This is a genomic window from Variovorax sp. W1I1 (genome assembly GCF_030815625.1).
GTDB classification, from domain to species: domain Bacteria; phylum Pseudomonadota; class Gammaproteobacteria; order Burkholderiales; family Burkholderiaceae_C; genus Variovorax; species Variovorax paradoxus_C.
Genome location: NZ_JAUSWZ010000001.1, coordinates 3,175,778 through 3,195,722 on the forward strand (window position 1 = coordinate 3,175,778; position 19,945 = coordinate 3,195,722).

The window sequence follows — 19,945 nt, forward strand, 5'->3', positions numbered from 1 at the left end:
GGGCAGTTTTAACCGCGCTTGGCAACGACCTGGTCGACCAGACCATAGTCCTTGGCCTCATCGGCCGTAAGGAAGTAGTCGCGCTCGGTATCGGTCTTGACCTTTTCCAGCGGCTGGCCGGTGCGCTCGGCCAGGATGCGGTTCATCTGGTCCTTGGTGCGCAGGATGTCGCGCGCATGGATCTCGATGTCGGTCGCCTGGCCGCGTGCGCCGCCGAGCACCTGGTGGATCATGACCTTCGAGTTGGGCAGCGAAAAACGCTTGCCCTTCTCGCCGGCCGCCAGCAGGAAGGCGCCCATGCTGGCCGCGAAGCCCAGGCACATGGTCGACACGTCGGGCTTGATGAACTGCATGGTGTCGTAGATCGCCATGCCGGCGCTCACGCTGCCGCCCGGGGAGTTGATGTAGAAGGAAATGTCCTTCTCCGGGTTCTCGCTCTCCAGGAACAGCAGCTGGGCCACCACGAGGTTGGCGGTCTGGTCGTTGACCTCGCCCACCAGGAACACGATGCGCTCCTTCAGGAGGCGCGAATAGATGTCATAGGACCGTTCGCCGCGGCCCGACTGCTCGACGACCATCGGAACCATGCCGAGGCCTTGAATTTCGTTTGCGATCATGAATTAGCTCTCCGGGAAGTGGAATCGTTCGCTGTGTATGAACTGTACGCCTGAGTGAAATGGGGCTCGTGCCGCAAAGCACAAGCCCCATTGGCGTTGCGGTCAGCGACGGGATCAGCCTTGTTGCTGCTGCGCCATCAGTTCGTCGAACGACACCGACTTTTCATTGACCTTGGCCTTGCCGAGCACGAAATCGGTCACGTTGTTCTCGATGACGACGGCTTCGACTTCCGCCAGGCGGTTGTTGTCGCTGAAGTACCAGCGCACCACGTCGGCCGGCTTTTCGTAGCTGGCGGCCAGTTCGTCGATGTGGGCCTTGATCTGCTCGGGCTTGGCCTGCAGGTTGTTGGCACGCACCAGTTCGGCGACCACGAGGCCCAGGCGCACGCGGCGCTCGGCTTGCGGGCGGAACACTTCCTCGGGAATCGGTGCCTTGTCGGCGTCCTTGATGCCGCGCTGCTTGAGCTCGGCGCGGGCGCCTTCGATCATGCGGCTGACTTCCGACTGCACGCTGGCGTTCGGCAGGTCGAGTTCGGCGTTGGCAACCAGCGCGTCCATCACGGCGTTCTTGTTGCGGGCCAGCAGGCGGAACTTCACTTCGCGCTCGAGGTTGCGCTTGATGTCGGCGCGCAGGCCTTCGACCGTGGCTTCGGCGATGCCGAGCGACTTAGCCAGCTGTTCGTTGACTTCGGGCAGGTGCGAAGCTTCGATCTTCTTCAGGGTGACCATGAAGTCGGCTTGCTTGCCGGCCACGTCCTTGCCGTGGTAGTCAGCCGGGAACGACAGCGGGAAGGTGCGGCTGTCGCCGGACTTCATGCCGCGCACGGCGTCTTCGAATTCCTTGAGCATCTGGCCTTCGCCGACCACGAACTGGAAGTCTTCGGCCTTGCCGCCCTGGAAGGGTTCGCCGTCGATCTTGCCTTCGAAGTCGACGGTCACGCGGTCGTCGTCTTGCGCGACGGCGTCTTGGGCGCGCTGGGCGAAGGTGCGGCGTTGCTTGCGCAGGATGTCGAGCGTCTTGTCGATCGCGTCGTCGCCCACTTCGGCCGAGAGCTTCTCGACTTCAGCGCCGGACAGGTCGTTGATCTTGACTTCGGGGAACACTTCGAACACCGCGTCGAAGGCCAGTTCGCCTTCGGGCGACTCTTCCTTCTCGGTGATGCGGGGCTGGCCGGCCACGCGAAGCTTGGCTTCGTTGGCAGCTTGCGAGAAGGCTTCGCCGACCTTGTCGTTCATGACTTCGTAGTGCACCGAGTAGCCATAGCGCTGGGCCACGACGTTCATCGGCACCTTGCCGGGGCGAAAACCGTCCATCTTGACGGTGCGCGCGAGCTTCTTGAGGCGCGAATCGACTTCGTTCTGGATGGTGCCGACCGGCAGGGTCAGCGTGATCTTGCGTTCGAGCTTCTCGAGAGTTTCAACGGTCACGGTCATGATGTCTTCCTTGTGAGGGGTGTGGCTGGTGCGCGGGGCCGGACTCGAACCGGCACGTTCTTGCGAACGTCAGGACCTAAACCTGGTGCGTCTACCAATTTCGCCACCCGCGCGATGCCAATTTTTCAGGTGAATGCAAAAGCGGACGGCCCTGGTGCATCGGATACCGGAGTACCCGCCTGCCCAAAGACCGTCCGCCTGAAATCGGTCAACCGCGCATTTTAAACGCAAGAATGGGGGCCTCCCGGCCAATCACTTCGTGTAATTCGCCACCTCCCGAGGAGGAGGCGCGGACCACCTTGGGGCGGCCCGGCGGCGTCCGCTACCCCGCTTTTGGCTCCCGCTTGACACGGAATGCGGCGGCATACATTGCCGGCAGTGCCAGCAGGGTCAATACCGTCGCCACGATCAGCCCGCCCATGATGGCCACGGCCATCGGCCCCCAGAACACGCTGCGCGAGAGCGGAATCATCGCCAGCACCGCGGCCGCCGCCGTCAGCACGATGGGGCGCAAACGCCGCACGGCCGATTCGACGATCGCGTCCCAAGCCGGCACGCCGTCCTTGCGATCGCTTTCGATCTGGTCGATCAGGATCACCGCGTTGCGCTGGATCATCCCCATCAGCGCGATCACGCCCAGCAGCGCCACGAAGCCGAACGGCCGGTTCAGCAGCAGCAACGCACCGGCCACGCCCGCAATGCCCATCGGCCCGGTGATGAACACCAGCAGCGAGCGGCTGAAGCTGTGCAACTGCAGCATCAGCAGCGTGAACACCAGGAACAGCATGATCGGCACGCCCGCCACGATGGAGGCCGAGCCCTTGCTGCTTTCCTCGACCGCGCCCGCCACCTCGATGCGGTAGGCGCCCTGCCCCGCCGCCAGCCAGCCGGCCTCGAGCTGGCGAAGCTTGGGCAACAGTTCGGCGGTCACGGTCGCGCCCTGCAGGCCTTCGCTCACGTCGCCCTGCACGGTGATCGCGTAGTCGCGGTTCTCGCGCCACATCACGCCGGGCTCCCAGGTGAACACCGGCCTTGCGATCTGCGTGAGCGGAATCGAGCGGCCCGAGGTCGTCGGGATGTAGGCATTGCCGATGTCCGAGATGGCCTCCCGCTCATCGGGCGACTGGCGCAGCACGATGTCGATCAGCAAATCGTTCTCGCGGTACTGGCCCACGGTCGTGCCGCTGAACATCGTGCGCGACGCCTGCGCGATGGCCTGGCTCGTCACGCCGAGCGCGCGCGCCTTGGCCTGGTCGATCTCCAGGCGGATCACCTTCACCGACTCGTTCCAGTTGTCGTTCACGCCGCGCATGTTGGCGTTCTCGCGCAGCACCGCCTTCACCTCGTCGGCGTGCGCGCGCAGTTGCGCAGGCTCGGTGCCAATCACGCGGAACTGCACCGGGTACGGCACCGGCGGCCCGTTGGGCAGCAGCTTGACGCGGCCGCGCACCTCGGGGAACTCCTCGGCCAGGAGCGCAGGCAGGCGCAGGCGCAGGCGTTCACGCACCTTCAGGTCCTTGGCGAGCACGATGAGCTGCGACACGTTGGTCTGCGGGAACACCTGGTCCAGCGGCAGGTAGAAGCGCGGCACGCCCGAGCCGACCCAGGTGCTCACCGTCTTGACGCCCTCTTCCTTCATCACGCGCTGCTCCACGCGCTTGGCCACCTCTTCGTTGGCCGCGAACGAGGTGCCCTCGGGGAACCAGATGTCCACCATGATCTCGGGCCGGCTCGAATCGGGGAAGAACTGCTGCTGCACCTTGCCCATGCCGAAGATGCCGAGCGCGAACACCAGCACCGTCGCGCCGATGGTCAGCCAGCGATGCTGCACGCACCAGTCCACTGCATGGCGAAAGCCGTTGTAGAACGGGGTGTCGAAGAGCTCGTGCGGCGGCGCATCGGGGTCGTGCGGCTTCACCTTGAGCAGCAGCGTGCCCAGGTACGGCACGAAGTACACCGAGACGATCCACGACAGCACCAGCGCAATCACCGTCACCGCGAAGATCGCGAAGGTGTATTCGCCCGTCACCGATTTCGCCAGGCCGATCGGCAGGAAACCGGCCGCCGTGATGAGCGTGCCCGTGAGCATCGGCTTGGCCGTCACGTCGTACGCATAGGTGGCCGCGCGGGCCTTGTCGTAGCCCTCCTCCATCTTCCGCACCATCATCTCGACCGCGATGATCGCGTCGTCCACCAAGAGGCCCAGCGCGATGATCAGCGACCCCAGCGATATCTTGTGCAGCCCGATGCCGAAGTAGTTCATCGCAAGGAAAGTCACTGCCAGCACCAGCGGAATGGTGATCGCCACCACCAGCCCCGGGCGCATGTCGATGTACCAGCCGAAGCGCCCGCCCTCGTGCAGGCCGAGCGCGATGATGCTCACCGCCAGCACGATGGCCACGGCCTCGATCAGCACGCCGACGAATTCGTTGACAGAACTGGCCACCGACACCGGCTGGTCCTGCACCTGCGCGAGCTTCACGCCGAGGGGCAGGCGCTGGTCGATCTGCGCGGTCGCCACTTTCAACGCCTTGCCGAGCGCGATGATGTCGCCGCCCTTGGCCATGGAGACGCCCAGCGCAATCACTTCCTTGCCCTGGTGATGCACCTTGACGGCCGGCGGATCGATGTAGCCGCGATGGATTTCCGCGATGTCGCCCAGCTTCAGCTGGTTGCCCGAGGTGCCGCGGATCGGCATGTCGCGCAGCTGGTCGACGCTGGTGAACTGGCCCGCCACGCGCACCTGCACCACGTCGAGCGGCGACTGGATCGTGCCGGCGCTTTCCACCGCGTTCTGCGAGCCGAGCTGCGCGAGCACCGCGTTGAAGTCGAGCCCCAGCTGCGCCAGGCGCTTCTGCGAGATCTCGACGTAGACCTTCTCGTCCTGCACGCCGAACTGGTCGACCTTGGCCACGTCCTTCACGCGCAGCAGTTGCTGGCGGGTTTCGTCGGCCAGCGTCTTGAGCTCGGCGTAGCTGAAGCCTTCGCTCTCCAGCGCATAGATCACGCCATAGACGTCGCCGAAATCGTCATTGAAGAACGGCCCCTGCACGCCGGGCGGCAACGTGTTGCGCATGTCGCCGATCTTCTTGCGCACCGTGTACCAGACGTTGGCCACGTCCGCGGCCTTGGAGGAATCCTTGATCTGGAAAATGATCTGCGACTCGCCCGGCTTCGAATAGCTGCGGATCTTGTCGGCGTACGGCGCCTCCTGCAGCGTGCGCTCGAGCTTGTCCGTGACCTGCTCGGCCACCTGCTGTGCGGTGGCGCCCGGCCAATAGGTGCGCACGACCATCGCACGGAAAGTGAACGGCGGGTCTTCGTCCTGCCCGAGCTGGAAGTACGCGAAGGCGCCCAGCACCATCAACACGACCATCAGGTAGCGCGTGAGCGGCGCGTGGTCCAGCGCCCATTTGGAGAGATTGAAGCCGGCGGACTTGGCGACGGGCTTGTCGACTGGTTTGTCGGTGGTGTTCGCTGCGCCTTCCGTCATTTGGCGGCACCTGCAGCGATCTCCTTCTTGGTTGCGGCGACCGGCTCGACGGCCTGCACGACGTCCTTCGCATTGGCGGCGGCCGCGGCCGCCTCCTTGGACTGGTAGATGGTGACCTTCTGGCCCGGCGAGAGCACATGGACACCCGCGGCGACGACCATCATTCCCGGCGAGAGCCCGCCGCCGATCACGGCTTCGTTGCCGTCGGCGGTGGCGACCTGCACGGGCTGCGAGCGCACCGTCATCGTCGATTTGTCGAGCACCCAGACCGCCGAGCCCCTGCCCTCCTGTCGCAATGCGCTGGTCGGCAGTTTGATCACGGCGGTGTTGGCGTGAGCCAGCGCCTGCGGGCGCGCGTAGACGGTGGCGCCGAGCGGCGGCGACGTGGACGCATCGATCGCGACCTTGACCGAATAGGTGCGGGTGACCGCGTCGGCACTGGCCGCCACTTCGCGCACCTGGCCCTGCAATTCATTGCCGCCGGACCAGCCGCGCACCGTGACCGGCGAGCCGGGCTTGATCGCCTGGGCGCGGTCTTCGGGCACCGCGAACACCACGTCGCGCGCGCCGTCCTGCGCAATGCGCACGACCGGCGTGCCGGCCTGCACCACCTGGCCCGGCTCGGCCTCGATGGCGGTGATGACGCCCGCCACATCGGCGACCAGCGTCGTGTAATTTGCTTGATTGCCTTGGGAAGCAAGCTGGGCCTGTGCCTGCTCGAGTTGCGCCTGGGCCGCCTTCCAGGTGGTTTCGCGGCGCTCCAGTTCGGCGCCGCTGATGAAGTTCTGCTCGCGCAGTTCGCGGTAGCGCTTCAGGTCGGCGGCAGCAAGGTCGCGGTTGGTGAGCGCGGCCGCCTGCTGAGCGCGGGCGGCGTCTGCGGCGAGCTTGTAGTCCTGCGGATCGAGTTGCGCCAGCACTTGGCCGGCCTGCACGTGCTGGCCGAGATCGGCCTGGCGCTTGGTGATCTTGCCGGCCACGCGGAACCCGAGCCGCGATTCGACACGGGCCCTGACCTCGGCCGAGAACTCGGGCTGGGCGTCGAAGTCGCTGGTGCCGACGGTCACCAGCTTCACCGCTCGCACGGGCTCCTCGGCGGCCGGCTTGGGCGAACAGCCAGCCAGGATGAGGGAAGGAATCAGCAGCCACAAGGCGCTGCGCACACGGGGAAAAGCAGTGGAGGCAGTCATGAGACACCCAAGAAAGTACGAACCCGGGCCTTTAATGACCCACTGGTTAGTAATCTAGGGTAAACGTTAAATACTGTCAATGACCCGCGGGTCAGTTGACTGCGGAATCTAGGTCCGCTGGCCCATTTCGACCAATCGGTTATCGGGCAATTCGAAGTAGTCCGACGCCCGCCCCGCATTGCGCTGCAGCCAACCGAACAGCACCCGGCGCACCGGGTTCATGCCCGGCAGGTTCTCCTCGCCCACCGAGGCGCGCGAGACGAAATACGAGGTCTTCATCGAATCGATCGCCAGCGTCTTCTGATAGGCCAGGATGCGGATGAACTCGGGCACATCGGGCCGCTCCATGAAGCCGTGGCGCGCGGTGACCACCCAGATGCCCTCCATCAACTGCTCCGCCTCGATGCGGATGCGAGCGTCGACGCGCGGCGTGTCGCAGGGCAGCACGCGCAGCACGATCACCTGGTCGTGCAGCACCTGGTTGTGCTTGAGGTTGTGCAGCAACGCATGCGGAACCGCCGTGGCATCGGGGTTCAGGAACACCGCGGTGCCGCTCACCCGGTGCGGCATGTGCTGCGCCAGAGATTCGATGAAAGGCCGCAGCGGCAGGCTCTCGGCAGCCGCGGCCTCCAGCCCCAGCCGCCGGCCCTTGGCCCAGGTGGTGAAGAGCACCATCACTACGGCCGCCACCGCCAGCGTGAGCCAGCCGCCGTCGGCCACCTTGAGGCTGTTGGCGATCACGAAGGTCAGGTCGACCACCACGAAGGCAGCCACGGCCACCACCACCGCCACCTTGTTCCACTTCCACAGGCCCCAGGCGACGATGCCTGCGAGCAGCGTGGTCGTCACCATCGTGATCGACACCGCGATGCCGTACGCCGCCGACAACGCGCCCGAGCTGCGGAAGCCCAGCACCAGCAGCAGCACGCCCACCATCAGCAGCCAGTTCACGGCCGGCACGTAGATCTGCCCGATGGCCGAGCCCGAGGTCTGCACCACCCGCATGCGCGGCAGGTAGCCCATGCGCATCGCGTGCGCGGTGAGCGAGAAGGCGCCCGAGATCACCGCCTGCGAGGCGATCACCGTTGCCATGGCGGCCAGCACCACCATCGGCAGCACGCCCCACGAGGGAAAGAGCCGGAAGAACGGGTTGTCGATGGCCGCCGGATTCGCCAGCACCAGCGCGCCCTGCCCGAAATAGTTGAGCACCAGCCCCGGCAGCGCGATGAAGAGCCATGCGAGCCGGATCGGCTTGGCGCCGAAATGCCCCATGTCCGCATAGAGCGCCTCGCCGCCGGTGAACGCCAGGAACACCGCGCCCAGCACCGCGAGCGACTGCGCCCTGTGCTCGATCAAGAAGCCGAGGGCCCGCCGCGGATCGAGCGCCGCCAGCACCTGCGGCTGCTGCAGCACCTGCCAGAGCCCGGCAGCGGCCAGCACGAGAAACCACAGCAGCATCACCGGCCCGAAGATCTTGCCGACCACGCCCGTGCCTTTCTTCTGCACCATGAAGAGCGCAATCAGGATGACGACCGTGAGCGGGATCACCGCGCGCTGCAGCACCGGCGCCTGCACCTCCAGCCCTTCCACGGCCGAGAGCACCGAGATCGCCGGCGTGATGAGGCTGTCGCCATAGAACATGGCCGCGCCCACCAGGCCCAGCAGCCCGATCGCGTTCCACACCCAGGGTTTGGTCTTCGGCCCGGCGACCGCGCTGCGCGCCAAGGCCTGCAGCGCGAGGATGCCGCCCTCGCCGTCGTGGTCGGCGCGCAGCACGAACACCACGTACTTCAGCGTCACCACGAACATCAGGCCCCAGAAGATCAGCGACAGCAGCCCCAGCACCGAATCGGGCGTGAACGGCACGCCGTGCTCGGGATTCATCGTTTCCTTGAAGGCATAGAGCGGCGAGGTGCCGATGTCGCCGAACACGACGCCGAGCGCGGCGATCATCAATCCGGGCCCCGCCGGATGCCCCGCTCCGCCTTGCGCTGGAATCTGGGCCGTGGAGGCCGGAGCCGGTGCGTTCATGGGGCGATCTGTTCGAAGTGGCAACGCACCGAGCATAGGGCCGGGGCATCGCGTCGCGGACAATCGTGGCGTGTCCGCCACTCCCCACCTTGCCGCCCCACCGGCGCATTACGAAAACTTCCCGGTCGCCTCGTGGCTCTGCCCGCCGCATCTGCGCCCGCCGATTGCCGCGATCTACCACTTCGCGCGCACCGCCGACGACATCGCCGACGAAGGCGACGCCTCGCCCGACCTGCGCCTGGCCGAATTGCGCGCCTACCGAGACGAGCTCGCAGCCGCCGCCCAGGGCGAGGCGCTCGCCGACTCCCGCTGGCCGCACGTATTCGGCCCGCTGGCTCACAGCATCGCGCAATACGGCCTGCCCGAAGACCTGCTGGCCGACCTGCTGAGCGCCTTCATGCAGGACATCGAGAAGACCCGCGACAACGGCACCTACGTCGACCGCGCCGAGCTGCTCGACTACTGCCGCCGCTCGGCCAACCCGGTCGGCCGGCTGCTGCTGCATCTCTACGGCGTGCATGACGCCGAGGCGCTGGCGCAGAGCGACGCCATCTGCAGCGCGCTGCAGCTCATCAACTTCTGGCAGGACCCGAGCGTGGACGTGCCGCGCGGACGCTTCTATTTCCCGCTGACCGACTGCGCCCGCCGCGGCCTCACGCGCGAGCACTTCAAGGTGTTCGAGCCGCTCTCGGCCGCGCCGCCGCCGCAGGAGGCCATCAACCTGGTGTCGGTCGTGTCGTTCTGGGCGCGCGAACTCATGGAGGAAGGCGCTCCGCTGGTGCACCGCCTGCCGGGCCGCGCCGGATGGGAACTGCGCCTCGTCGTGCAGGGAGGCCTCCGCATCCTCGACAAGATCACCGACCTGGGCTTCGACACCTTCTCCCAGCGCCCCACCATCGGCAAGGCCGATGCGCCCGTCCTGCTCTGGAAAGCGCTGCGGATGCGGAGACAATGGCGCCCCATGAAAGCAGCGCCTCCCCGATGAATCCCGAGCAATACGTGCAAGACAAGGCGGCAGCCTCGGGCAGCAGTTTCTATTACGCCTTCCTGTTCCTGCCCAAGCCGCGCCGCGCGGCGATCACGGCGTTCTATGCCTTCTGCCGCGAGGTCGACGACGTGGTCGACGAAGTCAGCGACCCCGGCGTGGCCGCCACCAAGCTCGCCTGGTGGCGCACCGAGGTCGCCCAGGCCTTCGCGGGCACGCCGCGCCATCCGGTGATGCTGGCGCTGATGCCGCACGCCGCGGCCTACGGCATCGAGGCGCGCCAACTGCTCGAGGTGATCGACGGCTGCCAGATGGACCTGGACCAGACCCGTTATCTCGACTTCCCCGGCCTCGCGCGCTACTGCCACCTGGTGGCCGGCGTGGTGGGCGAAGTCGCGGCGCGCATCTTCGGCCAGACCGATCCGCAGACCACCGCCTACGCTCACAAGCTCGGGCTGGCGCTGCAGCTCACGAACATCCTGCGCGATGTGGGCGAAGACGCCTTGCGCGGCCGCATCTACCTGCCGGTCAACGAGCTGCAGCAGTTCGACGTGAAGGCGCACGAGATCCTCAACCGCGTGCACTCGGACCGCTTCGTGGCGCTCATGAAGTTCCAGGCCGAGCGCGCGCATGCCGCCTACGACGAGGCGCTCGCCCTGCTGCCGGTGGCCGACCGTCGCACGCAGAAGCCGGGCCTGATGATGGCCAGCATCTACCGCACGCTGCTGCGCGAGATCGAGCGCGACGACTTCCAGGTGCTGAACCAGCGCGTGAGCCTGACGCCCGTTCGCAAGTTCTGGCTCGCGTGGAAGGTCCAGGCGCTGGGGCGGATTTGAAGACAGCCGTCATCGGCGCCGGCTGGGCCGGCCTCGCCTGTGCGGTCGAAGCCACGCGGCTCGGTCATTCCGTCACGCTGTTCGAGGCAGCGCCCATGCCGGGCGGACGAGCGCGGCGCGTCGATCACATGCATGGGATGGCGCTGGACAACGGCCAGCACATCCTGATCGGCGCCTACACGGCTACGCTGAAGCTGATGCGCGAGGTCGGTGTCGATGTCGAGAAGGCACTGCATCGCCTGCCGCTCTCCTTGCGATTCGCCGATGGCGGCGGGTTGAAGCTGCCCCGCCTGCCTGCGCCGCTCGATCTGCTGGCGGGCATCTTCACGGCGCGCGGATGGACGTGGCGGGACAAGTCTTCGCTGCTGCGCACGGCCGTCGGCTGGCGGCTGTCCGGGTTCCGCTGCGCAAGCACCACCACGGTCGCCGACCTGTGCGCCGGCCTCTCGCCGCGGGTGATGCAGGAACTGATCGAACCGCTGTGCGTCTCCGCACTCAACACGCCGGTGGCCCAGTCGAGTGGTGAAGTGTTCCTGCGCGTGCTGCGCGATGCGCTCTTCAGCGGCAGCGGCGGCGCCGACCTTCTGCTGCCGCGCGCAGACCTCGGCGCGCTCCTGCCGGATGCAGCGATCGCGTGGTTGACGAAGCACGGCGCGACGGTGCGCATCGGCACGCGCGTGCGGGCCATCGCACCTGAAGCCGGGCAATGGCGCGTCGAAGATGGAATCTTCGATCAGGTCATCCTGGCCTGCGCCCCATGGGACGCCGCGCGGCTCGTCCGCGCATCGGACGTGCCGGCCGACCGCTGGTGCGAGACGACCGAGGCGCTGCGCTTCGAAGCCATCGCCACGGTCTACGTGCGCGGTGCCTCAAAGCTGGCAGAACCGATGCTGGCCCTGCGCAGCGATCCGGCCTCGGCGCCCGCACAGTTCGCGTTCGACCGCGCCCAGCTCGGCGGCCCGGACGGCGTGCTCGCGCTGGTCATCAGCGCCAACGAAGCATCGCGCGAAACGCTCGAAGAACAAGTGATCGCGCAAGCTGCGACGCAGTTGAACCAGACCTCGCTGGAGATCATCCAGACCGTCGTTGAAAAGCGCGCCACCTTCGCCTGCACACCCGCCCTCGCCCGGCCGCCGATGCGCATCGCGCCAGGTCTGCAGGCTTGCGGCGACTACACCGAAGGCCCCTACCCCGCCACGCTCGAAGGCGCGGTGCTCAGCGGATTGGCCGCAGCGCAGGCATCGACCACCTCATGACCGAACTGCGCTACCTCGACTTCGACTACAGCGAAGACACCGAAGGCCACGGCACCTTCGACGCCATGGCTTCGACTTCGCCGGAGAAATCACCCGAGGTGCATGCCGAGGTCGAGCAGGTGCTCGCCTGGGCCGAAGCCACGTTCCCGGATGCGCGCGGCGCACTGGACGAAGGCGCGACCTGGGACTTCGACCTGCAGGAAACGCGCGAAGACACGCGCTTCACCACGATCACCTTCTCGCTCAGCGGCACCGCGGACTTCTGCACCGCGCTGCGCGAGCAATTCGCGCTCGACTGACCGATCAGGCCGCCTTGTTAGGCAGGCGCAGCAGGCTCAAGCCCAGCAGCACGAAGGCGCCGCCGGACACGCGATTGAAGAGCTTCGAGCGGCGCGGATCGGACAGCTGCTTCTTCAGCATCCGCGCGAGCAGCACATAGAACGCGTGCGACAGCACCGAGCCCGCGGCGAAGGTGGCCGTCAGCACCGCGAACTGCCCGAGGATCGGCGCATCGTGCGTGAGGAACTGCGGAAACAGCGCCGAGAAAAAGAGGATGCCCTTGGGATTCGTGAGTGCCACGGTCACGCCGTTGCCGAACAGGCGCCATGCTGCGCGCGGGGCGGCCGGCGTTCCGGGCACGGCCAGGTCCGAGAACACGCTGGCCCGGTTGCGCCACTGCTTGATACCCAGATAGATCAGGTACGCCGCGCCGGCCACCTTCAGCACCATGAACGCGGAGGCCGAGGTCGTCAGCACCACGCCCAGTCCCGCCATCGCGGCGGCCGACACCATGAACAGGCCCACCGCATTGCCGAGCGAACTGATCATCGCGCGTCGCGGGCCCACGGAGATCGAGTTCGACACCGCGAGCAGCACGGCCGGGCCGGGGGTGAAGGCGACAAGCAGCGTCACGCCGCAGAAGATGAGCCAGTTGGAGAGATGCACTTTCGGAGTTCCTGCGCGAAAGGTGGACAAGGGACGAGACGGGGGAGCGGGAAACTATAGTCCGACGGCTCGCCGCCCGCCCAGGCCGCGCCAATTGCCCCTCACCTTTGGACAAAGAACATGGTCACCTGCTACCTGCGCTACATCGTCGACGCCTACAAGCTCAAGGAATTCGAGCATTACGGCAAGCTCTGGATTCCGCTGGTCGAGAAGTTCGGCGGCAAGCACCACGGCTACTTTCTGCCCTCGGAAGGCGCGAACAATGTCGCGCTGGCGATGTTCAGTTTTCCGAGCCTCGCGGCCTATGAGAAATACCGCGCCGACTCGATGCAGGACCCCGAGTGCCAAGCGGCCTTCAAGTACGCAGAGGACACGCGCTGCATCCTGAGCTACGAGCGCAGCTTCTTCCGGCCAGTCTTCGAATAAGTCTCAGGCGCCGAGCGCCACGCAAAGCGCGTGCAGGTTCGGCACGATCAACTGCGGCCGCGCGCCATGCACCCAGGGGCGCTCGTCGCGCACCAGCCATGCGGCCTGCATGCCCGCGTTGAGCGCGCCGACCACGTCGAGCTCGGCGTCGTCGCCCACATGCAGCACGTCCTTGGGCAAGAGGCCGACCGAGGCCGCGGCGGCGCGGAAGATCGGCGCATGCGGCTTGCCGCTGCCGAAGGCGCGGGCATTGAACGCGGTGCGAAACCAACGGCCCACGCCGGTCTGATGGATGTCGGCATTGCCGTTCGATACCGCGACCAGCGGATAGCGTTCGCTGAGCCACTTGAGCGCGGGCAGCGCGTCGTCATAGAGCGTCACACGCTGGCGCTCGGCGAAGAAGGCGTCGAAGGCGGGGTCGGCCAGTGCCGGGTCTTCGCCGGAGCGCTTCAGTGCGGTGCGGATCGACTCGCGGCGCAACGCGCTCAGGTCGTGCGCGAGGTCCGAGCGCTCCTTCTCGGTGGCTTCGCGCAGTTCGCGCAGGATGCCGGGCGTGAGCAGCAGCGAGGCCGTTTTGGGCGCCTCGCGCAAGAGCCACTCCTGCAGCACGGCCTCGGCGCGTTCGATGGTCGGCCAGATGGGCCAGAGGGTGTCGTCGAGGTCGAGCGAGATCGCGGAGATGCGTTGGACATCGAGCGGCGCGGCGTTCGCCGGCGCTGTGGGGGCGGAGGTCATGCCTGAGAATATCGCATGCCTCAAGCCCCGACGAATGCCTCGACCAGCGCGGCCACAAACACCAGTTCCTCCAATGACCGCACCGCTGTCCTCTGGTGCAACCTGGGCTCCCCCGATGCCCCCACCGCCGCCGCCGTCCGCCCCTACCTCGCCGACTTTCTGGGCGACCCGCGCGTGGTCGAGATTCCGAAGGTGCTCTGGGCGCTGATCCTGTACGGCATCATCCTGCGCGTGCGGCCGGCCAAGTCCGCCGCCAAGTACGCGAGCATCTGGATGCCCGAGGGCTCGCCGCTCAAGGTGTGGACGCAGAAGCAGGCGACGCTTCTGGCCGGCTGGCTCGGCGAACGCGGCCACCGCGTGACGGTGCGCGATGCGATGCGCTACGCCAACCCGTCGATCGCATCCCGCCTCGACGCGCTGCAGGCCGAGGGCACGACGCGCGTGCTGGTGCTGCAGGCTTATCCGCAGTACTCGGCCACCACCACCGCGAGCGTGATCGATGCGGTGAACGACTGGAGCCGGAAGCAACGCCGCATTCCCGAATTCCGCTTCGTCAATCAGTACCACGACGACCCCGCCTACATCGACGCACTCGCCCAGGGCATCGAGCGTCACTGGAAAACCGAGGGCCGCGGCGAAGTGCTGCTGATGAGCTTCCACGGCATTCCCGCGCGCAACATCGCGCTCGGCGATCCGTACCAGGCGCAGTGCCTGGAAACTGCGAGCCTGGTTGCGGCGCGGCTGGGCCTTTCCGATGCGCAGCATCGCGTCACCTTCCAGTCGCGCTTCGGCCGCGCCAAGTGGCTTGAGCCCTACACCGAGCCGACGCTGCGCGAGCTCGGCGCGAGCGGCATCAAACGGGTCGATGTGGTGTGCCCTGGCTTCCCGGCCGACTGCCTCGAGACGCTGGAAGAAATCGCAATGGAAGGCCGCGAAGCCTTCCTGCATGCGGGCGGCCAGGCCTTCAGCTACATCCCCTGCCTGAACGACAGCCCGGCATGGATCACCGCGCTCGCTGGCATCGCCGAACGCAACCTCGCGGGCTGGCCGACCAGGTAACTCAGCCCGCGGCCTTGCGAGCCAGCAGCGCCTGGATCGCCGCTTCCATCTCGGCGTACTCGCCCTCGCCGAAGTGCTGGCGCATCACCTGCCCCTTGCTGTCGACCAGGTAGAACGCCGGCCAGTACTGGTTGTTGTAGGCCTTCCAGGTGGTGAAGCCGTTGTCCTGCGCCACCGGGTAGCGGATGTTGAAACGCTCGATCGCGTCCTGCACGTTGCGCGTGGACCGTTCGTAGGCGAACTCGGGCGAGTGCACGCCGACGACAACGAAGCCCTGGTCCTTGTACGTCTCGTACCAGCGCACCACGTGCGGCAAGGTTCGGATGCAGTTGATGCAGGTGTAGGTCCAGAAGTCGACCAGCACCACCTTGCCCGCAAGCCCCTGCATCGTGAGCGGCCCCGAGTTGAGCCATTTCTCGATGCCCGCGAACTCGGGCGCGCGGCCATAGTCCTTGAGGCCCGGCGATGCGGCGAGCGCACCTTGCATCGGCCAACCGGCCATGGCGGCCGCGCCTGCAGCAAGACCTGAAAACGCCCTTCTCGACAGCAACTTGCCCATGATCGCAACCTCATTCGTGTCAGACCGACAGCGGTCTGGCGCGATTGTTGGGCGCGCGCCTTGTCAGCGCGCATGTGTCACGGCAATTTGAAGTTTGTCGCGAAGCCGTGACGCCTTGCCGATCAGAACTTGCCGAGGTAATCCAGCTTGCCGATCGGCATGCCGCTGTGGCGCAGCACGTCGTAGGCGGTGGTCACATGGAAGAAGAAATTGGGCAGCGCGAACTGCAGCAGGTAGCGCTGTGCAGTAAAGGTGGCTTCGCCCTCACGCGTCTTGATGGTCACGGGGCGCTCCTCCTGGCCGTCGATCAGCGCGCGGTCCACGGTCGCAAGGAAGTCCTGCGTATTGGCGATGCGGGCCACCAGGTCGTCCCAGGTCTTTTCCTCGTCGGGGAAGCTTGGCGCCGTGATGCCCGCGATGCGCGCCGTGCCGAGCTTGGCCGCATCGCTCGCGCGCTGGATCTGGCCGACCAGCGTGAGCATGTCGGGCGCAAGACGCGCATCGACCAGCGTGGCGGTGTCGATGCCGTTGGCCTTGGCGTGCGCCAGGCTCTTGTCGAACAGGTGGGTCAGTTGCCCGAGGCCGCGGGTGAAAACCGGGACGGACAGGTCGTACAGCGAGAGCGACATGGTGAGGCGAGCCTTGTTGTGGTTGAAGTCGGCGGCGATTGTGCTGCCGCCGCCCGTTCAACGACCGGCCGCCCGGATAAACCCCTCGATGGGCTCCAGTTGTTCGGGCACGTTCAGCGCGGGCGCGTGACCGCACCCCTGGATTTGGATGACCTGCAGCCGTCCCTCGGCGCCCGGCCCGCGGCGCCGCATCTCCTCGACCACCTCGGGCAGCACCAGGTCCGACTCCGCGCCGCGCAGGCACAGCACCGGCACCTCGATCACGTCGTAGTGCGGCCAGATCAGGTAGTCGTTGTCGTGCGCGCTGAACTGCTTGACCATCGCCGGGTCGTAATGCGGCGTCACGCGGCCGTCGGCGAGGCGGCGGGTGGAACTTTCGGTGAGGCGCCGCCACTGCGCATCGCTGAGCCAGCCGTAGGGCTTGTAGACGGTGCGAAAGAACGCCTCCAGCTCGGCCACCGTGTCGAACGAAGGTGGCTGGCCCGCATAGGCACGGATGCGCTCTATGGCCGCTTGCGCAAGCTGTGGCGCGTTGTCGTTGAGCGTGAGGCTCGCAATGCGCGCCTTCATGCGCGGCTCGAAGAGGCCCGAGGCGCACACCATGCCGATCGCACCGCCCATCGAGGTGCCGACCCAATGCACGCGGCCCAGGCGCAGTTCGTCGCACAGCGCATTCGCGAGCCGCGCGTAGAAGGAAAGCTGGTATTCCTCGTCAGGCAGCGGGCTCCATTGGCTCAGGCCGCGGCCGATGGTGTCGGGGCAGATCACGCGAAAGCCGCGCGCGGCAAAGTGCTGCGCGAGTTCGTCCATGTCGCGGCCGGTGCGCGCGAGGCCGTGCCAGGCAATGACCACCGGCGCATCGGACGCGCCCCATTCGAGCCAATGGATTTCGCGGCCCGCGAGCTCAGCGTAGTGCGATGTGGGGATGAGAGACGCGCTCATCGTGCCGCCCTCGCCCGCAGCTTGCCGACGATGCCGGTCGGGAAGTAATACACCGACAGCACGAACAGCACGCCCAGCCACAGCAGCCAGCGGTCGGGCGACAGCAGCGCCGAGAGCCATGGCAGCCCGCTCGCCGCCTCGCTGCCCAGCCGCAGCAAGTCCTGCAGGTAGCTCTGCGCCACCACGAACAGCACCGCGCCGATGGCCGCGCCGTAGATGGTGCCCATGCCGCCGATCACCACGATGAGCAGCACGTCGATCATGATTTCGAAGCTCAGCGAGGTGTCGGGCCCGTTGTAGCGCAGCCAGATCGCGAGCATCGCACCGGCCAGCGTGGCGAACAGCGCCGACAGCACGGCGGCGGTCGTGCGATACACCACCACGCGGTAGCCGATGGCCTCGGCGCGGAACTCGTTCTCGCGGATCGCCTGCAGCACGCGGCCGAAGGGCGAATTCACGATGCGCAGTAGCGCGAGCACCAGCACAACCGCAGCGACGAACAGCAGGTAGTAGCAGAGCAGCCGGCCGTCGAGCGAGACGCCGAGAAAAGGCTCCTCGGAGAACTCGAAGCTCGGCGAAATCAGCTCGGGCAGCTTGAAGGTCAGGCCGTCCTCGCCGCCGGTGAAGTCCGACAGCTGCGAGGCCAGCGTCTGGAACGCCGAGGCCACGGCCAGCGTGATCATCGCGAAGAAGATCGCGCGCACCCGCAGCGAGAACAGGCCGATGGCGAACGAGAGCACCAGCGAAATCGCCAGCGATGCGCCCAGCCCCACGAGCACCGCGCCCCAGTTGGGACCGAGCCGCGAGGCGGAAATCGCGATGCCATACGCCCCGATGCCGAAGAACATCGTGTGCGCGAAGCTCACGATGCCGGTGTAGCCCAGCAGCAGATCGAAGCTCGCGACCAGCACCACGAACACCAGAATCTTGGCCGCGACGCTGAGCGCCTTCACGCCCGGGAAGATGAAGGGCGCGAACGCCAGTGCGAGGAACAGTGCCACCAGCAGCAGCGCCAGGAGGCGGCTGCGCGGCATGTCGTTGGAGAGAAGTCGTTTGAGGAACATGGGTGTCTTCTTCCTCAACGGTTCGCCACGGGGTACACGCCCTGCGGCCGCCACAGCAGCACGGCCACCATCAGGAAGATGCTCGCGAACTGCGTGAGCGTGGGCAGCAGAAAGCCGATGTAGTTGGTCATGAGGCCCACGAGCAGCGCGCCGATGAGCGCCCCGCCCGTCGAGCCGAGCCCGCCGATGATGATGACGATGAAGATCAGCACGTTGACCTGTGCGCCCATCTGCGGCACCAGGTTCTGCTGGAAGAGGCCCCACATCACGCCGCCCAGGCCCGCGAGCGCACTGCCCACCACGAACACGCCGACGAAGAGCCGTCCGATGCGGTAGCCGAGCGACTCGACCATCTCGCGGTCCTGCACGCCGGCGCGGATCAGCAGGCCGATCTTGGTGCGGCCGAGCGTCCATGCGAGAACGCCGAACACCACCACGCCCACGGCCACCGCGAGCAGCCGGTACTTGCTGATGGCCGCATCGCCGATCAACAGCGAGCCGCGCAGCGCCTCGGGCAACGGCAGCGGCACCTGCGCTGGCCCCCAGATCACCTTGATGAGCTCCTCGCCGATGATCATCCCGCCCATCGTGATGAGGATCTGCTTCAAGTGCTGGCCATACACCGGCCGCACGATGAAGCGCTCGAAGGCGAAGCCGACCGCGCCCGCGACGGCCATCGCGACCAGCATCGCGGGGAACACCGCGACGAGGTTGCGCCAGAGTTCCTGCGAACCGGTCCAGTCGCCCATGAGGCCGAGCACGCTGCTCGCCACGAAGGCGCCGAGCGCGATGAACACGCCGTGGCCGAAGTTCAGCACATCCATGAGGCCGAACACCAGCGTGAGGCCCGAGGCGATGATGAAGATGATCATGCCCATCGCCAAGCCCGCGACCGTGAGCGTGAGCCAGGTCGAGAAGGAGCCGGTGAGCGGCAGCGCGACGAGCGCGAGGATGGGGGCCAGAAGCAGCGGCTTCCAGTCGAAGTCGAGTTTCATAGAGCCAGTCCGAGCAGCGATTGCTGCAGTTGCGCATCGGCGGAGAACGCCGCCATGGAGCCGCTGTGCACCACGCGGCCGTTGTCCATCACCGCGACGTTGTCGCCCAGGCGCTGGGCAAAGTTGATGTTCTGCTCCACCAGCAGGATCGTCACGCCGCTTCGCTTGAGCTCGGCGAAGGCGTCGATCATGTTGTTGATCATCACGGGCGCGAGGCCCTTGCTGGGCTCGTCGATCAGGAGCAGCTCGCGCGGCTCCACGATGGCGCGCGAGACCGCGAGCATCTGCTTCTGCCCGCCCGAGAGCTTGCCGGCCGGGTGGTTCCAGAACTTCTCGACCGCGGGGAAGAGCTTGAAGATCCACTTCAGGCGCGTGTCGTCGATCTGCCCGGCGTTCTTCGCGCCGCGCGCGGCGAGCAGCATGTTCTCCTTCACCGTGAGGTCGGAGAAGATGCCCATGTTCTCGGGCACGTAGGCAATGCCGAGGCCCGCGATCTGGGGCGTCTGCAGCGCGGTGATGTCCTTGTCACCGAACCGCACCCGGCCTTGCGATGCGTGCCAGAGGCCCATGATGGTTCGCAGCGTGGTGGTCTTGCCCGCCCCGTTGCGGCCCAGCAGCATGGTGAGTTGGCCGCGGGGCACGGCGAGGTCTACGCCGTGGAGGATGTGATACGCCCCGATGTGCGTCTGCACGCCTTCGAGGGTGAGAAGGTTCTGAGCACTCATCGGTCTTGCTCCTTCCCCTTCCGGGGG

The 19,945-nt window shown here is 66.7% G+C and carries 19 protein-coding genes and 1 tRNA gene; 6 read left to right on the top strand and 14 right to left on the bottom strand.

Going from position 1 to position 19,945, the window contains the following annotated elements; genetic code table 11:
- Window positions 1–8 precede the first annotated feature (8 nt).
- The 6 genes from clpP to QFZ83_RS14875 all read right to left on the bottom strand — a co-directional run bounded on the left by clpP (window position 9) and on the right by QFZ83_RS14875 (window position 8,684).
- Complete coding sequence (clpP, locus tag QFZ83_RS14850; RefSeq protein ID WP_013541834.1) at window positions 9–617, bottom strand: ATP-dependent Clp endopeptidase proteolytic subunit ClpP; 609 nt, start codon at window positions 615–617, stop codon at window positions 9–11.
- A 114-nt stretch (window positions 618–731) separates the two neighbouring features.
- Window positions 732–2,051, bottom strand: a complete 1,320-nt coding sequence (gene tig, locus QFZ83_RS14855; RefSeq protein ID WP_306876791.1) for a trigger factor — start codon at window positions 2,049–2,051, stop codon at window positions 732–734.
- Window positions 2,052–2,077: 26 nt separating this feature from the next.
- A tRNA-Leu gene (locus QFZ83_RS14860) sits at window positions 2,078–2,164 on the bottom strand.
- Window positions 2,165–2,373: 209 nt separating this feature from the next.
- Window positions 2,374–5,544 carry an efflux RND transporter permease subunit gene (locus QFZ83_RS14865; protein ID WP_307507631.1) on the bottom strand — a complete coding sequence of 1,057 codons (3,171 nt, stop codon included), beginning with the start codon at window positions 5,542–5,544 and terminating at the stop codon, window positions 2,374–2,376.
- Window positions 5,541–6,731: an efflux RND transporter periplasmic adaptor subunit gene (locus QFZ83_RS14870; protein ID WP_307507633.1), complete on the bottom strand. Its 1,191-nt coding sequence runs from the start codon at window positions 6,729–6,731 to the stop codon at window positions 5,541–5,543. The genes QFZ83_RS14865 and QFZ83_RS14870 overlap by 4 nt, the downstream gene beginning before the upstream one ends.
- Before the next feature lie 108 nt (window positions 6,732–6,839).
- A complete protein-coding gene (locus QFZ83_RS14875; protein ID WP_307512719.1) occupies window positions 6,840–8,684 on the bottom strand; it encodes a potassium transporter Kup in 1,845 nt (614 codons plus the stop codon).
- 148 nt (window positions 8,685–8,832) lie between these two features.
- Here QFZ83_RS14875 and hpnC point away from each other — a divergent pair, with 148 nt between their 5' ends.
- From hpnC to QFZ83_RS14895, 4 genes are read left to right on the top strand one after another with little or no spacing between them, the layout of a single operon-like run.
- The gene (hpnC, locus tag QFZ83_RS14880; RefSeq protein WP_307507635.1) at window positions 8,833–9,747 is read left to right on the top strand and encodes a squalene synthase HpnC; all 915 of its coding nucleotides are present in this window, start codon (window positions 8,833–8,835) and stop codon (window positions 9,745–9,747) included.
- Window positions 9,744–10,583 carry a presqualene diphosphate synthase HpnD gene (hpnD, locus tag QFZ83_RS14885; protein WP_013541840.1) on the top strand — a complete coding sequence of 280 codons (840 nt, stop codon included), beginning with the start codon at window positions 9,744–9,746 and terminating at the stop codon, window positions 10,581–10,583. Before hpnC ends, hpnD begins: the two co-directional genes overlap by 4 nt.
- The gene (hpnE, locus tag QFZ83_RS14890; protein WP_307507643.1) at window positions 10,580–11,839 is read left to right on the top strand and encodes a hydroxysqualene dehydroxylase HpnE; all 1,260 of its coding nucleotides are present in this window, start codon (window positions 10,580–10,582) and stop codon (window positions 11,837–11,839) included. Before hpnD ends, hpnE begins: the two co-directional genes overlap by 4 nt.
- The gene (locus QFZ83_RS14895) at window positions 11,836–12,138 is read left to right on the top strand and encodes a hypothetical protein (protein WP_307507645.1); all 303 of its coding nucleotides are present in this window, start codon (window positions 11,836–11,838) and stop codon (window positions 12,136–12,138) included. Before hpnE ends, QFZ83_RS14895 begins: the two co-directional genes overlap by 4 nt.
- Before the next feature lie 4 nt (window positions 12,139–12,142).
- Here the strand turns inward: QFZ83_RS14895 and QFZ83_RS14900 are convergent, their stop codons facing one another.
- Window positions 12,143–12,784, bottom strand: a complete 642-nt coding sequence (locus tag QFZ83_RS14900) for a LysE family translocator (RefSeq protein WP_306876799.1) — start codon at window positions 12,782–12,784, stop codon at window positions 12,143–12,145.
- A gap of 120 nt (window positions 12,785–12,904) precedes the next feature.
- Between QFZ83_RS14900 and QFZ83_RS14905 the strand changes: the two genes are divergently transcribed.
- A complete protein-coding gene (locus tag QFZ83_RS14905; RefSeq protein WP_013541845.1) occupies window positions 12,905–13,210 on the top strand; it encodes an NIPSNAP family protein in 306 nt (101 codons plus the stop codon).
- A 3-nt stretch (window positions 13,211–13,213) separates the two neighbouring features.
- Here the strand turns inward: QFZ83_RS14905 and QFZ83_RS14910 are convergent, their stop codons facing one another.
- Window positions 13,214–13,945 carry an HAD family hydrolase gene (locus tag QFZ83_RS14910; protein WP_013541846.1) on the bottom strand — a complete coding sequence of 244 codons (732 nt, stop codon included), beginning with the start codon at window positions 13,943–13,945 and terminating at the stop codon, window positions 13,214–13,216.
- 15 nt (window positions 13,946–13,960) lie between these two features.
- Here QFZ83_RS14910 and hemH point away from each other — a divergent pair, with 15 nt between their 5' ends.
- On the top strand, window positions 13,961–15,004 hold the full coding sequence (gene hemH / locus QFZ83_RS14915; RefSeq protein WP_307507647.1) for a ferrochelatase: 1,044 nt from the start codon (window positions 13,961–13,963) through the stop codon (window positions 15,002–15,004).
- Window position 15,005: 1 nt separating this feature from the next.
- Here hemH and QFZ83_RS14920 read toward each other — a convergent pair whose 3' ends face one another.
- From QFZ83_RS14920 to QFZ83_RS14945, 6 genes are all read right to left on the bottom strand, one after another.
- Window positions 15,006–15,506 carry a thioredoxin family protein gene (locus QFZ83_RS14920; protein ID WP_307507649.1) on the bottom strand — a complete coding sequence of 167 codons (501 nt, stop codon included), beginning with the start codon at window positions 15,504–15,506 and terminating at the stop codon, window positions 15,006–15,008.
- 179 nt (window positions 15,507–15,685) lie between these two features.
- Window positions 15,686–16,192 carry a DUF1993 family protein gene (locus tag QFZ83_RS14925; RefSeq protein ID WP_307507652.1) on the bottom strand — a complete coding sequence of 169 codons (507 nt, stop codon included), beginning with the start codon at window positions 16,190–16,192 and terminating at the stop codon, window positions 15,686–15,688.
- Window positions 16,193–16,249: 57 nt separating this feature from the next.
- Complete coding sequence (locus QFZ83_RS14930; RefSeq protein ID WP_307507655.1) at window positions 16,250–17,134, bottom strand: alpha/beta fold hydrolase; 885 nt, start codon at window positions 17,132–17,134, stop codon at window positions 16,250–16,252.
- On the bottom strand, window positions 17,131–18,198 hold the full coding sequence (locus QFZ83_RS14935; RefSeq protein ID WP_307507658.1) for a branched-chain amino acid ABC transporter permease: 1,068 nt from the start codon (window positions 18,196–18,198) through the stop codon (window positions 17,131–17,133). The genes QFZ83_RS14930 and QFZ83_RS14935 overlap by 4 nt, the downstream gene beginning before the upstream one ends.
- 14 nt (window positions 18,199–18,212) lie before the next feature.
- Complete coding sequence (locus tag QFZ83_RS14940) at window positions 18,213–19,193, bottom strand: branched-chain amino acid ABC transporter permease (RefSeq protein ID WP_307507661.1); 981 nt, start codon at window positions 19,191–19,193, stop codon at window positions 18,213–18,215.
- Window positions 19,190–19,918 carry an ABC transporter ATP-binding protein gene (locus tag QFZ83_RS14945; protein WP_307507664.1) on the bottom strand — a complete coding sequence of 243 codons (729 nt, stop codon included), beginning with the start codon at window positions 19,916–19,918 and terminating at the stop codon, window positions 19,190–19,192. The genes QFZ83_RS14940 and QFZ83_RS14945 overlap by 4 nt, the downstream gene beginning before the upstream one ends.
- Window positions 19,919–19,945 lie beyond the last annotated feature (27 nt).